12 protein-coding genes are annotated in these 14583 nt (G+C 40.7%); all 12 read right to left on the minus strand.

The genetic code is table 11. The features are described from left to right. Positions 1-170: 170 nt before the first annotated feature. The 12 genes from DWW43_RS04600 to DWW43_RS04655 all read right to left on the minus strand — a co-directional run bounded on the left by DWW43_RS04600 (position 171) and on the right by DWW43_RS04655 (position 14574). On the minus strand, positions 171-647 hold the full coding sequence (locus tag DWW43_RS04600; RefSeq protein ID WP_207665995.1) for a Mov34/MPN/PAD-1 family protein: 477 nt from the start codon (positions 645-647) through the stop codon (positions 171-173). After that, positions 640-2460 (minus strand): ThiF family adenylyltransferase, encoded by a 1821-nt coding sequence (locus DWW43_RS04605; RefSeq protein ID WP_119962861.1) that lies wholly within the window; start codon positions 2458-2460, stop codon positions 640-642. Before DWW43_RS04605 ends, DWW43_RS04600 begins: the two co-directional genes overlap by 8 nt. Beyond that, positions 2461-3570: a nucleotidyltransferase gene (locus tag DWW43_RS04610; RefSeq protein WP_119962862.1), complete on the minus strand. Its 1110-nt coding sequence runs from the start codon at positions 3568-3570 to the stop codon at positions 2461-2463. Positions 3571-3583: 13 nt separating this feature from the next. Then, positions 3584-4975 (minus strand): SAVED domain-containing protein, encoded by a 1392-nt coding sequence (locus tag DWW43_RS04615; protein ID WP_119962889.1) that lies wholly within the window; start codon positions 4973-4975, stop codon positions 3584-3586. Positions 4976-5043: 68 nt separating this feature from the next. Then, positions 5044-6732: a 23S rRNA (uracil(1939)-C(5))-methyltransferase RlmD gene (gene rlmD / locus DWW43_RS04620; RefSeq protein WP_119962863.1), complete on the minus strand. Its 1689-nt coding sequence runs from the start codon at positions 6730-6732 to the stop codon at positions 5044-5046. 30 nt (positions 6733-6762) lie between these two features. Next, the gene (locus tag DWW43_RS04625) at positions 6763-7296 is read right to left on the minus strand and encodes a metallophosphoesterase (RefSeq protein WP_021943665.1); all 534 of its coding nucleotides are present in this window, start codon (positions 7294-7296) and stop codon (positions 6763-6765) included. Next, positions 7277-7876, minus strand: a complete 600-nt coding sequence (locus DWW43_RS04630) for an XTP/dITP diphosphatase (RefSeq protein WP_117785740.1) — start codon at positions 7874-7876, stop codon at positions 7277-7279. The genes DWW43_RS04625 and DWW43_RS04630 overlap by 20 nt, the downstream gene beginning before the upstream one ends. 265 nt (positions 7877-8141) lie before the next feature. Beyond that, positions 8142-9842 (minus strand): lectin like domain-containing protein, encoded by a 1701-nt coding sequence (locus tag DWW43_RS04635; protein ID WP_243104394.1) that lies wholly within the window; start codon positions 9840-9842, stop codon positions 8142-8144. A gap of 7 nt (positions 9843-9849) precedes the next feature. Next, positions 9850-10995, minus strand: coding sequence for a class I SAM-dependent RNA methyltransferase (locus DWW43_RS04640; RefSeq protein WP_008402079.1), 1146 nt, complete (start codon positions 10993-10995; stop codon positions 9850-9852). Between the two features lie 85 nt (positions 10996-11080). Further along, entirely contained in the window at positions 11081-12652 is a 1572-nt protein-coding gene (locus tag DWW43_RS04645) for a hypothetical protein (protein WP_119962864.1), read from the minus strand. A gap of 236 nt (positions 12653-12888) precedes the next feature. Further along, on the minus strand, positions 12889-13197 hold the full coding sequence (locus DWW43_RS04650) for a rhodanese-like domain-containing protein (protein ID WP_008402076.1): 309 nt from the start codon (positions 13195-13197) through the stop codon (positions 12889-12891). Between the two features lie 105 nt (positions 13198-13302). Then, complete coding sequence (locus tag DWW43_RS04655) at positions 13303-14574, minus strand: PrsW family glutamic-type intramembrane protease (protein ID WP_119962865.1); 1272 nt, start codon at positions 14572-14574, stop codon at positions 13303-13305. Positions 14575-14583 lie beyond the last annotated feature (9 nt).

Raw genomic sequence — 14583 nt, forward strand, 5'->3', positions numbered from 1 at the left:
CCTATGGCACAATTACTTTTTTCCATTACTTCAGTATCATTATCTTCTTCCATCTTTTCCGCTTCTAACGATTGATACTCCTGTTTCAACCCTCGTAATAATTCTTCCTCACTCGACAAGTACAGCTTATAATTTGACACAAAAATCTGCGTCTTATCAAGAGGCTAGTGCTACCGCTTATTGAGAATAATTTCTTGCTTATTAACAAATAACCGAGCATTTATATTCCAACTGTCTTGATAACCTCCAACAATAATTAATATAGGTTCTGGACATTTTAGTTTTTGGTCTTGAGATAAAACTATCATTTGATTTTTATCAATATTACTTGGTGCCGACGATGCATTTGGATGATAGTGCCACTCTCCTAAATAATACTGGCCTTGGTCCCATGCCAAGTCTAAAATTCTTTTCAATCCATCTATACCCCTATAAAAAGTACACTTTGAATGTCTAGAATTTTTGGGTGGTGGTGTTATTTGCAAAATGTTGGCTATTGCTTGGTCGGAAGAATAATTTCCAATTAAAATGCCCCCTGTTTCATAAGGATTAGAAATAGCACAATAATAAAGCATTTGTTCATAAGCCTTTGTGTCGAACTTTACACTATATGATTGATTCTTATCTTGAAAAAGCAAATTATCCATTCTCTCTTTTCTCCACCACCTCATAGCTTTCAAATATCCCATCGCTCTCTTTTTGCTCGTAAATGAGTGAAAGCGTCTTTTGAGATTTTGATATAATGTAATTTTCAATTACCTTCACGGAAGTTGCAGCAGCAATCCAAATATCATCACTTCTTCCAGGAAAAGTCGGATGCCAGCAACCAATTCCATTCCTTGGCAAGTCGTAATCATCATATAAGACTTTTTCTGCCTGTAGGTACGGGGAAATCAAATCATAAAAAGCATTAAAATTAAAAGTGTTACCATTCATCAGTGTAACATATAATCGTTTTGCACCCAATCCAACAGAGACTGAAGCTATAATATGGGTTCTCTTAAAATTAGTTCTTTGAAGAATATCAAGTACATTATTTTCCCCAGTACAATCAACAATAACATCATATCTATCCAAATCAATATTTGTTTTAAAAGAGTCATCATTTGAAAGAGTATCATTTATAACTTTAACATTTGCGTGTGGATTTAGGGAGTTAAGATAATTACATACCGATAATTCTTTAAATTCACCAATATTATTTAGATTTAAGATATGGCGGGATAAGTTCCCGACTTCAAATATATCTGAATCTGCAATAGTAATATTATATACTCCTGCTCTTACAAATATTTCTGCGATTGATGCTCCAATGCAACCTGCTCCAATGAGCAATATTCTTTTTCTTAGTAACAGGTCGCTCATTTTACCTCGTTGAGATATTTCGTGTTGGTTCCAATTTTCTGAAACAATCCAATCCAATTTTACATTTTTAGTGAATACCTCACATCTATCACGCATCCACCATCCCTGTTGATTATTTCTGAATCCTTTTGCTGTCCTTTTGCCATATGATACAGTCGGTAAATACAGAGCTTTCCAAGAAATTATCTCGGGGTCTCCACCAAAAATTCGGGGAACAGGGAAACCAATTAAAAGCAAATGCCGTTTTCCGTCCCGAATTTTTGAGACAATATTTTGAAGGATACACATTATATTAATATGTTGTTTTTCACAGGCAACTAACAATTCGCCAAATGTTTCTGGTGCTTGCCACTCATTAACAACTGGGATCTGATTCATAAGTATCCACGGGGCAATAATTGGAGGTGATATAGTTGTTTTTGAAAGATATTTTCCCCATTCTGTACAATGCTGGATGTTGTTACTTAGCGATTTAAACACCTTAACATAGTATACAAATGGTTTACTTTTATACACATCTAATTCTGCTATTCCATACCGACATTCGACACTCTCCCATTGCATGAAGGTAACCACATCTTCCGAGAAAGCAAACTGCATTTCTAAAATATTACTCATAGAAAATTCGGGCAGCTCAAATGGCTCGCTTTCTGTAACTAATTTTCCTTTTGCCGCTAGCTCTAGCCAACAAATTGCTCGTTTTGCATGATACAACAAGCGTTCATCTACACTATATGGTTCCGATTGATAATTAGGTATTGTATTCACCTCAAGGCATAATGCTCCTTTTCTCCACAATCCGTTTCTTTCAATTTTGGAATTGTTAGCTTGATGATACAATGTAACCGTTATACTGTTTTCGACGTCTGGATATACTTTAATTTTTCCCTTTGGGTATTCGGATCCAACAACGAAAAACCATTGAGATTTCTGAGGGAAATATGGTGTTTCACATTCAATCACAATACTTAAGTGTAAATACCAAACATTTAATTCATTATCAAATTGCCACTCATCCATTATCTCAACTTGAGATAATGAATCTAAAGCCCTTCGAGCCTGATTTAATTTATCAAGGATTTGTTTTGACTCCATCTATGCAAATCTTCCTTCTGGAATGGCTGCCGATTTTTCAGTACGGGTTGTAAATCCCGTTGAAGAATTAGATTTTGATGGCTTTGGAGCTGGTGGAAATTCATTACCAAATAGCTCTCTCCATTTGCAAACACTATCATATAATTCTTCACAATCAAAAGCTTCACGAGCTATTTTAGCAGCATCACAAACCGTATCGTAGAAATCAGAATATTCTTCATCTGTAATTCGTGCAAAAACATCATGTTCAGGAACGCCTCTATCAGCTAAAAAAGGTTTATTAGTGTATTGGGAAACGATATTTTCAAGAGTTAATACAACACCTTCGGCAACACTTTTAATATCATCTGGACAACAATCACCAATAAAATGTTCCAACGGATAACTCTTGGGATGTTTCATATCTGGATATTGTGTTTTGCGCCACCACTTTAATGCCTTAACAACATTTATATAGTGGGTATTGCAATTCTTGTTTTTTTCAACCGTCCATCGAATTTGCTCAAGTGGATGTGTTTTATCCCATTTTTCCGCTTCACGGTCAGGAATTAGCAACGGTTCGGATTTCCATTGAGGTTCGTTATCTGATTTATAGAATATGTTATATGCACTTTTAAGTAAGTCATTATTGAACGATTTTGTAAGTAACTTTTGTTGGAAATCTTCAATTGTATATTCCGAAATAATCGCCTCATCTTGAAGTACTCCTGTTTCGCTTTCACCAGGTGCAGAAGTAGGTACGATATCCAAATCAACATAACTTAAACTTATACCAATTGACCTGCCTTGAATTCTATATTTGTCTTTATAATGTTTTTCTAAAAATGGAACAAATAAATCCAAAGCCTCCTCTGGTGTAAACTCTTCAGAGTCTAATTTCGTTACAACAATTACATCGACATCTGATTTATTGCCGTTTTTGGGTTTTACTGCTGTGGAACGTCGGTAACTTCCCTGTAAGAAAGTACTAATAATAATCTTTGATAATGTTTCATCTTCCTCTAATCTCCTTCTTAATGTCGTATGCCCTGTTTTCAAATCCTTCACTTGATTGTCAGACAAACGAATATTAGATAGAAAATCTTTAAAATATGACGGTACAATAGACATAAATAATCCTCCCTTAATTAGTAAAACTTATTGATTGTGAATATGTACAAGAATTCCTTTGCTCAAAATCATATTCATATAGAATACATTTGCCAAATCCAACTGAATTTTGACCTAAGAAAAACATAAATGCATTTGGAGCAGCAGCAAAAATATGTAGTGTTGCACGCCGTTCCACAGTGCTTCTTCTGCCAATAGCGTTATAAACTGAATTAGCTAAAGCAGTTGCATGTGTTCCATCTTCTATCGAAAAATTTGTAGCACCAACATCGCTTGGCGTACAATTAATGATACATCCAATTGATAGATTGTTTTCTTTTATGAATTTTACCACGTCATTGTAAATGTTACGAGTGACATTTAATACTAATGCAGAATCATATTGATTCTCATTAAACTTTTCGTGGGAAATATCCCAATTAGTATAGTTCCTTTTAGATGACAGTTTCACATCCCATAATACAGTGCCATTGGTCGACGATTTTTGTATCGGAAATACGTTGATACCTGATTTACTATCAAGAATTCTTCCTGCTGCAAAGGCTATAGACGCATGTGTATCTAAAAATATTTGATATGCATACTTGTTGCTTGTATTTGTAAGCAAAAATTCCTCCAAATTTCTATAAATATCTTTGTTCCAATCGTATTCACCCTTTATATTGCGACCATCAAACTTATTAATGAATGATAAACAACTCTCTGTGTCTTTTTCCAAGTTTTCTGCTCCACGGGTAAAGCTTTTCACACCAATAGATATTCTTTTAGGGGAATATTTATCGGCAACAAGAAAAATGCGTTTTTCCATTTCTTCATCAAAGTCTTTTCTATCAATACCTTTACCATGTGTTGAAGAAATCATCTGATCATTTACAGTCGCTGAAGCAATAAACCTAATTTGGTCAAACGTCATCATTTGATTGCTATCTGAAATATACTGATGCAACGAATCTCTTACAATTTTTTCTAAAACTTCTATTTCAAACGGCAAAATAAAAAACCGTATTCTCTTATTATCAAGCAAATCTGTATCAAACCCATTTAGCGACGATTTTGCTTCTTTATCAAGCACTTTCCCATAATACTTTTCGATTGACTTTATAAATGTGTTGGCGGACTTATCACATTGCCCAATTAAAAATAATTCATATTCAGGACTTTCTATATCCTTTATAAGGTCATCTAGCCATATTTTGACGTCTGATTTGGTAAAAGTATTTATCGTCGATTTTACTTGTATGCATTTAACAATTTGATTTTGCTGCTCTAATGCTATATCAACCTTATCATTTGATGTTGGAAATTCGACATATATCTTATCCCAGTTACCTTTATCAGTTAAGGCCTCTAATACTGAAGCAAACCCCTGGTATAAAAATCCCCGTGATGCTTCTTTTCCACCCATAATCCTCACCCTTTCCATCATTTATTTGCTTTACTAATCCATGTGATATTCTATAAACAGGCTACCTATTAAATAACCCCAAAATATTTCAAAGCATCTTTGATTGCTTCTACCTTTTCTGGTGTCGGATGCTTCCTCGACTGTTTCAATTCTTCTACCGCATTAGGAGCATCATACATTGGCAAGCCTAAATCTCTCTTTACCTCTGCGATATATGCGGTATGTACCTTGAAGCCGTATTTTGCTTCTATGTACTCCTTTATCATTTTGTAGGTCACTCGTTCCTTGGGCTTGTATTCTTCGGCTCTTTTAGCGATATTATCAAGCGGAACTTTTCCCTCACCCTCACCAAACTCAACTTTTACGTTGATATGTCCGTCTGGCTTTTTGTGGGAAAGCAGTACTACCGTTTCCACATGCCCGGTATTCACAAACTGATCCACTGCACATGCCTTTTTCACATAATATCCATGCTCCTGCAAGGTCACAAGATCTCTTGCGAGGGAGGTTGGCTTGCAGCTGATATAGACAATCTCATCTACACCATAGTTGATGATCTTAAGGAGAGCTTTTGGATTAATGCCATCTCTCGGTGGATCGAGGATGATGAGATCCGGTTTTTCCTCGATGGTGTCGATGACCTTTAAGACATCGCCTGCGATGAATTCGCAGTTCTCAAGTCCGTTGCTCTTTGCATTTTCTCTTGCAGCTTCGACTGCTTCTTCCACGATCTCTACACCGATAACCTTGGAGGCAACCGGTGATAACATCTGGGCGATCGTTCCGGTTCCGCTGTATAAGTCGAAGATCAGCTTGTCCTTGGTATCTCCGGCATATTCACGGGCTTTGCTGTACAGTCGTTCCGCGCTCTTTGTATTTGTCTGGAAAAATGAGAATGGTGAGATCTGGAAATGCAGCCCCAGAACCTCTTCCTCGATATAATCTCTTCCGTATAACAGCGTTACCTTCTCCGGCACAACAGCATCCGCCAGAGAATCATTTGCCGTATGGAGAATACCAACGATCGTTCCGTCAAGTGGAAGTGCCAGAAGCCCTTCTACATATGCATTCAGATCCAGATTCTCTAATCCGTCCGTGCTGGTTACAAGATTTACCAGAAGTCCGCCATTTGTCTTGGACTGGCGAAGCACCAGATGACGAAGCAGTCCTACATGCTGCATTTTCTTATGATAGGACAGTCCATGTGCCCTTGCGAATTCCATCGTATAAGAAACGATCCTGTTATAATCTTCGCTTACGATCACGCAGTTGCAGACAGGAACGATGTCGTACATGCTGTTCTTCTTATGAAGTCCTAGTACCAGCGGACCATCCTTATATTCGTCGCCAAATGAATACTCCATCTTATTCCGGTATGCAGTTGTAACTGGCGAGCCGATGATGCCCTCCCAATCATATGGATGTGTCTCTGAATCGATCACACCGTCTAACAGCTTCTTCACCTGTCCTGCCTTTAACTCCAACTGATGCTCATAGCTCATGGTCTGGTATGCACAGCCGCCGCAAATGCCAAACTGTGGACATGGTGGTACTGCATCTTCGATCTCGGAGCGTTCCAGCACATCCAACAGACGTGCCTCTGCCTTATCCTTCCGCACCTTGGATACCATACAGGACACCTTTTGTCCGGGCAGTGCTCCCTTCACGATCACTTTTTTGCCATCCAGTTCAAAGCTTCCCTTATTTGGGAAATCATAGTCTTTTATAACACCTTCTATAATCTCTCGTTTCTTCACAGCCGACCTCTTTCTTGTCTCTAATAATCTCTACTCCTCCCGGTCGCCCCACATATCTTCAAATATGCTGCGAGTCCGGCGTTTCGGTTTCAGTTCATTTTCCGCAAAAAATGGTGTTCCATGCTGGTCAAATTCCAGCAGCATGTATTTGCCATTCATGCCATCACGCGGATATGCCAGACTGCCCGGATTTACGATATAAGCTCCGCCATATCGTTCCAGATTCTGGACATGCGTGTGTCCATACATCACAATATCGTAACCATCATATTTGATCAACTCCTGTAAGCGGTCCGTTCCATAATGGACACTGTACCGGTGTCCGTGCGTGATAAATACCTTATACCGGCCGATCATGAATTCCTCCTGCATCGGAAGATCAGAAGTCCAGTCGTTATTCCCGGCAACCATGTGTATCGGACAGGTTACGTTATCATAAATATATTCTTCATCTCCGCAGACATCCCCCAGATGGATAAACATATCGATGTCACCCACCGTATCTAAGACATCCCGGATCGTATTGGTTCTTCCATGTGTATCACTAATTATCAGTATTCTCATTTATAACTTCCTTTATCAAACGAAGTGCGTTTCCTCTATGGCTGATCGTATTCTTTTCTTCCGGTGACAGCTCTGCTGTGGACTTACCATACTCCGGCAGGAAGAAAATAGGATCATATCCAAATCCATTCTCGCCGCGTTCTTCATATCCAATGATTCCTTCGATCGTGCCACGTCTGGTAATAGTCTTTCCATCCGGGAATGCAGCTGCGATCGCACATACGAATCTTGCAGTACGCTTCTCATCCGGAACACCGGCAAGCTTGTCAATGATCGCTTTATTCTTGATCCGGTATGAGGTGTCTTCTCCCATAAATCTTGCAGAGTAGATTCCAGGTGCTTTATCGAGATAGTCTACCTCCAGACCGGAATCGTCCGCAAGCACCAGACAATTTGTCATCTTACGGATCGCCTCTGCCTTGATGATGGCATTTTCTTCAAATGTTTTTCCATCTTCTACGATGTCAGCCTGAATCCCGGCTTCCTTCATCGACAGGATCTCATATCCACAATCCGCAAGGATCATGCGGATCTCTTTCATCTTATTCTCATTACCCGTAGCAAAAATCAATTTCTTCATCTTGTCTTCTCCTTTTCTTTCTGTACTCCCCCTGCCATATCGAGTGTGGCATGGCAAAGATACATATTATTCCGCAAGACGCTTTCGCTCTATCCTCATGTAGCGGTACTAAGTTCGCTGCATATAGCCGCTCACTAAGGACCGACATGAGTAACTGAGACCTTAGCGAGGTTTGACCGAGGTTAGTTCGAAGTTACACAGCGTGGACAGGCTTGCTGCATAACAGTATCATTTGCCATGCCACGCCCGATATGGCAGCACTTTCTCAATCCCCCACATCCGTGAAGGCTTTCAAACAGACATTACAGTCATTCTCCTGCTCCGCACTCGACCACTTCGTGCCATACAGACTGATATAGCCCTCGCCATCCGTGATATCGAAGTTCGCCGTTTTCTCATCATTATTATATTCGATTGCGATCGGCATCGTGGAATCCTGTGTGTTCACATGCACAACTACCGCAAATTTCCGGTCATCCGGAAGCGGTACTGCCTCATTTAGATTGATCGTATAATAACCCTCGTACTGCATTTCACCGGATGCCACCTTTGTCCGCTGCTGCAAGTCGGATGCATCGGTAAAATCCGTCACAACATACACATCATATGTCGTTTTCGGACCTGTCGCATAGAAAGAAACCGCCTTCAATGTCTCGTTCTTTCCAGCCGTATAGACATTTGCAAAATAGGCCTCCGGCTTGTCGTCAAATCCCATCGTGCCGACCTCGCCCATCAGATCTGACTGATAGATCTTGTCGTAGTTGTCACTATTTCCAAGCTTCGTATATACTACGCTATTCATACCGATATTGGTATCATAATAAGAGATATAAAAGAATCCCTCGTCACCAAAATCCTGCCCCCAGCTATTCTTGCAGATAAATGCGCCGTCTCCCGCCGGTTCTGTATTAAAATATTCCTTCGGATAGTTGTCATCCCAGCCAACGATCACCACGTCATGATTCGGCGTCTGATCTCCATCATAATAATAGGAACTGCGGTTTCTGTTATAGTAATAAGAACTACTCGTTGCATTCTTCATATCACAGTAAATAACCGTTTCCACACCGCCATATTTGTATACGGATGATTTGATCGCCTCGTAATTCTTGTCCTTCAGGATGATGGCTTCTTCCAGATGCTTTACCGCCGACAATCCATTTACCGTCTGGTTATCACCATACGGATCGTCTTCCTCAAGCACCGGTCCCTGCCATGCCGCAAGATAGGCTATACTCATATAATATTCGCCACCGTCAAACGGGCTGACATTAAAGCTGTTATTCAGTGCCATATGGTCAACAGAAAATACCGGATTTTCCGCCGGACGGATCGTACTTTCCAGTGCCGCAAGTGATGCAAATGCCCAACAGGTTCCATAAATACCCTGATCTCTGACAGGAGAAACACGATCATGCTCTCTCATATCATATGCTACCGGAAGCTTTTCTTCCTCGGCAATCTTTTTTAACACCACGGCATTTGTCTCCAGATTGATATTACAACTGTAGTTTAATGCCTCGCAGATCTCATTCACCGGCACATAGATGATATCATCCTTTTTCTCCGGCTTGTCGATTGCCTGTATTGCATTTCCATTGATATTTACCACATCCGAATCACCATAGACCTTTACCAGACTGTCTCCCTTGGAAAATGTGATCGTCCCATTTTCATATGCATTCACAAGGCAATCCAGTTTATCGGTAAATGTCGCGATAGGAAGCATCAGCTGCAAATGGTCACTGAAATACGGCTGATATTCCGTTTCTGTGATCCTGCTGTCATTTATATATAATATAATGCCCTTTCCATTTGCATTCGTCACAATCTCTTTCAACATAGTTTCTGCGGCAGCACCCGCTTCTTCCGTCTTCTCAATGCTTATATCCGGATGTCTCAGAAAACCCAGATACAGAAATACCACCAGAATAACAACCGCTGCCACGATCAAATACTTTTTCAACTCTGTCTCACTTTCTCTTTGGCGGCTTCGGTCCCATGAACTGATAGAAATATGATTTGATCATACCATTGTAGATCTTACGATTCTTATCCGCCTTTCTTCCTATATATTTCTCCGCCTCACTGTATGACGTGATCAGGAACATCGACCAGTCATCCAGTCGTCTGAAGCTTTCCCCGATCGTCTTATATAATTCAGGAAGGTCCTCCCGATCCTCGAGGCGCTCGCCATATGGCGGATTCGTGATGATAAATCCATATTTTTTCGGATGCCTGAGATCCTTTACATCTCTCTGCTGAAAATGGATATGTTCATCCACTCCTGCTGCTCTGGCATTCTCCATCGCACACTTCACCATCTCATTATCCAGATCATATCCCTGAATATTCATCTTCACATCATGGTCGATCATATCATTTGCTTCATCGATTGCATTGTACCACATCTTCTTGTCGCCGACCTTCGCCCACTCAGAAGCCAGAAAGTCTCTGTCAATTCCCGGTGCAATCCTTGCTCCGATCATAGCTGCCTCGATCGGAAATGTTCCGCTTCCACAGAATGGGTCAACCAGTACACGATCCTTATTCCATGGTGTAAGCATGATCAGTGCCGACGCCAGAGTTTCCGATATCGGTGCTTTGCCAACCAGTTTCCTATAGCCACGCTTATGAAGGGATATTCCTGATGTATCAAGTCCTATCGTAACAATATCCTTAAATATAAATACACGAACCGGATATTCTGCTCCATCTTCCGTGAACCATGATACATGGTAGGTCTGTTTCAAACGTTCTACCATAGCTTTCTTCACGATGGACTGGATATCAGATGGGCTGAACAGTGCGCTCTTATTTGATGTAGCCTTGGATACCCAGAATTTTGCATCACGGGTCAGATACCGCTCCCATGGAATACTCTTGGTTCCTTCAAATAATTCATCAAATGTTACAGCCTTAAAGCTTCCGCACTTGATCATGATACGTTCAGCTGTACGAATAAACATATTTGCTCTTGCAACCGCATCTTCTTCTCCTGCAAATGTTATTCTTCCGTCTTCTACCTGAACGATCTCATATCCAAGATCCAGGATTTCTTTTTTCAATACTGACTCCAATCCAAAATGACATGGAGCGATCAATTCGATTCTGCTCATATGCTTCCTTTCAATCACAAGTGCCAGATTCAGACATTTCTGTCCAAATCCAGCACTATTATTTTCTGTCTGTTAATTTTCTTTCTTATTTTCTGCGCTTTCTTATAATAACCACGCATGCCATTCCAAACGAAATGAGCATACCTGCAACTGCTGCCTTCATTGCAAATGCATCACCGGTTTTTACACCGGTTTTCTTCTGATCATTTTTGCCTTTATCACCGGTTGCTTCTGTCTCATCCTCATGAAGAACCTCTGTTGTCTCATCCTCGGTATCCACATCTTCCGTTTCTTCCTCATCCGTCGCATCTTCTGTCGTGGTATCTTCACTGGAAGCTGTTTCTGTTGTAGTATTCTCCGTTGTAACACTTTCTGTAGTAGCACTCTCTGTTGTAGATGCTTCTGTTGTATTAGAAGCTGCCAGACCGACTGTTACCTTTGCGGACGGTGATGCATAATAGTTTGCGGACTCTTTATATCTTACAAAATAATCGCCTGCTGCAAGACCATTTACAACTGTTCCTGTTACAGCCGTCCATGTAGTCTGGTCTGTAGAATATTCCATTGTCGCTGCGGCATTCGCAACAGATCCGTCTTTCTTTCCTGTTGCACTTTCATTAACTGCTGTCAGCCCTGTCGGTGCTGCCTGTGGTGCTTTCTCGATCGTATAATTCTTTACGATCTCTCCGTGATAGGTCTTGCTCTTTGCTGTTATCTTAACACTTGCTGTTCCGACATTGATATTATCTGAAAATATACAGGTATAATCCGTTCCTGCTATCAGCTTCTTGCCGTCATATGTCACAGTCACTGTTGGTTCCTTTGCTGTTCCATCATATACATACGAAGTCGGATCGATGGATACGGATACTTTCGCATCTGTCAGTCTGCGGTAACGAAGCTCTACACTTCTCGCCTTTGTGCCTGTTTCATCTAATATCGTATTATAGGAATTCGGCTGTCCATCCAATGTGTATCCGGCCGGAAGAAATTCCTCAATACCGCCCACAGCTTCATCTAATGAAAGCAACCCATAATTGCTTAGTCCGCTTGGCGAATTTGTAATCTTATAAACAGATGTCTGATCCATCTGCAGCTTTTCAAGCCACCATTCTGTAAATGTTGCACCATCATGTTGCTGTTCTATATTACTGTTTACCAGTTTAAGGCCACCTTTTGCATACCATCCAAGCTGCGTAAGATCTGCTCTCACATTTTCAAATGTTAATGTATGTTCATTCCCTGTCGCTGCATTCTTGATATAGCCACTATATTCTCCATTTTCTATCACAAGAGAACCCATAATCTCGAAATGAACAGCCTTTAATTTCTTTTTATTCAGATCAATCGTAAGATTCTTATTTCCCGCATCAATATATGCTGATGTACTCTCACAATTATATAGAAGCTTCAGTATATCACCGTTTCTGGCAGCCGACGCTGCATCTTCCAGTTTAGAATAGGTTCCCTTTGCTGTTCCGCTTGCATCCTCTACCTCAATGCATTCTACCGGATCATTACAATCCACACAGGTTCCATCCTTCACCTGTGAATGTTCACATGCCGCCTGTGTCTCTGTCAGCCCATTTGCCCCTGCAAATGTTGCTACTGCGACAAGCCCTACCGCAACGATTGTTGCTAAAAATTTTTTTCTCATTTACCCTATATCCTTTCTTTTCTGAAATAAATACCCAGGGATATCTTATGCTATCCACCAAATTTCCCTGACCATATTATACATACTTACCCCTGCCACCACAAGTAAATTAAATAAAAAATCCCGGACATGTACTTTTCTTAATATACTCCGTCATGTCCGGGATCTATTTATTCTGTTATTCTCATATTCAAACCACGTTTTCCTGTTTGCCATAATGGTTTGCCTCACCTCTGTCAGCGGTTTTTAGTCAATGCACCCTTATATTGTACAATTCCACCAACTGTATTGATCACTCTGTAACCTGCCTGTGTCAGTATTCTTGCCGCCAGTGCGCTGCTGCCTCCGTACTGACAATATGTGAGTAATACTTTATGTTTTGGAAGATTATAATTGCCACACTGAATCTCGGATAATGGCACATTAACAGCCATCGGTATATGCCCTCTCAGGAATTCTTCTTCTGTTCGAACATCCACGATCACCCCGCCATAACGAACTGCCTCCTGCATGATATCGCGAACGGGTATATTGTGAAATCTCATGCTTTCACCCCCTGATAAGCAAGCGATTTAATTTCTCACGAGCAAATAATTTTTGTGCTCATTATAGCTTATGCGATTTCCGTTAAAACGTTCGGCATATTCGGTCTATCTCATATTATAGTTATCTTCCTGTCCATTATATGAATTCACACTGTATGGTGTTGTTGAATTTGGTGTCTGATCTGTTGCTGTGTCTGATCTACGATATGGATTTACTCCGGCATTTTGCGGATATGATGTGTTTCCGATATATCCGGTATTCTTTGGGTTCACTGTATTACCCGTATAATACTGATTCGACACATATGCATTATTTCCGGTATAACCCTGATTCTGTGGATTCATCGCATTACCCATATAACTCTGGTTTTGTGGATATGAGGTATTTCCTGCATATCCGTTATTCTGTGGATTCAATGTATTACCCGTATAATACTGATTCGACACATATGCATTATTTCCGGTATAACCCTGATTCTGCGGGTATGCGGTATTTCCCAGATAACCCTGATTCTGCGGGTATGCGGTATTTCCCGGATAACCCTGATTCTGCGGATAGCCCTGATTCTGCGGATAGCCCATCGGATTTGCCTGCTGAGTCTGATAATAATAGCTTCTGCCCGGCCTGCGGTATTCGGTTCGATAGAATCCATAATCAGCTGTCTCAGGTCTGCCGTCAATTCTGTGATCATGATTGGAACATACCAGAATCAACACAACAGATATAATATATGCCCCTATCAGAATGACATAAATCCATCCTTCTGCAATTAAACCATAAGAAGCCGCCATGATCGCGTAATCATATGCCCCATGAATACATACCGGCACAAGATACGCCCATGCCATGTAACCGATCATTCCGCCTCTGTCACCGGCATATGCTTCTTCTCTCGCCTTTGCATATAATGCTCCCATCACAACACCGACCGTACAATGAAGAGGAATCGCTGTAAACGCCCTCATAATTCCGGTCAGTAGTCCACCCTGATATACATATAACACATTTTCCAGAATTGCAAATCCCAATGAAGAGCATACGGCATAAATCACGCCATCATAGCTATGCTGCATCTCCTTACTTTTCCATGTGATACATATCGTAACCAGATATTTACCTAATTCCTCGGCTATAGCTATAACAAAGAAACAGAAGATAAGCAGGCGAAGTCCCAAATCATCTGAATCACCCATGACAAATGCCTGACCTATAAACTCTACGATAGCTGCCGGAACAGTAGTTGCTGCACCGGTCGCCAAAAGTAGAATCATCAACTTAACCGGCGGTTTCTCTTTGCGATCCCTGTAATATATAAATCCAAGCAACAATAATGCCGGAAGTGCCGCTACGATAAAAAGCACTCGTATATTATTCATCTTATTCTC

It is taken from the genome of Clostridium sp. AF15-41, assembly GCF_003604095.1.
GTDB lineage: Bacteria > Bacillota > Clostridia > Lachnospirales > Lachnospiraceae > Coprococcus.

Coding starts and splice junctions, on each gene's coding strand:
- DWW43_RS04655 (WP_119962865.1), bottom strand. CDS start 14,574: ATGAATAATATACGAGTGCTTTTTATCGTAGCGGCACTTCCGGCATTA.
- DWW43_RS04615 (WP_119962889.1), bottom strand. CDS start 4,975: ATGGGTGGAAAAGAAGCATCACGGGGATTTTTATACCAGGGGTTTGCT.
- DWW43_RS04630 (WP_117785740.1), bottom strand. CDS start 7,876: ATGAAGAAATTGATTTTTGCTACGGGTAATGAGAATAAGATGAAAGAG.
- DWW43_RS04645 (WP_119962864.1), bottom strand. CDS start 12,652: ATGAGAAAAAAATTTTTAGCAACAATCGTTGCGGTAGGGCTTGTCGCA.
- DWW43_RS04605 (WP_119962861.1), bottom strand. CDS start 2,460: ATGGAGTCAAAACAAATCCTTGATAAATTAAATCAGGCTCGAAGGGCT.
- DWW43_RS04650 (WP_008402076.1), bottom strand. CDS start 13,197: ATGAGATTTCACAATATACCCGTTCGCGATATCATGCAGGAGGCAGTT.
- DWW43_RS04600 (WP_207665995.1), bottom strand. CDS start 647: ATGGATAATTTGCTTTTTCAAGATAAGAATCAATCATATAGTGTAAAG.
- DWW43_RS04625 (WP_021943665.1), bottom strand. CDS start 7,296: ATGAGAATACTGATAATTAGTGATACACATGGAAGAACCAATACGATC.
- DWW43_RS04640 (WP_008402079.1), bottom strand. CDS start 10,995: ATGAGCAGAATCGAATTGATCGCTCCATGTCATTTTGGATTGGAGTCA.
- DWW43_RS04610 (WP_119962862.1), bottom strand. CDS start 3,570: ATGTCTATTGTACCGTCATATTTTAAAGATTTTCTATCTAATATTCGT.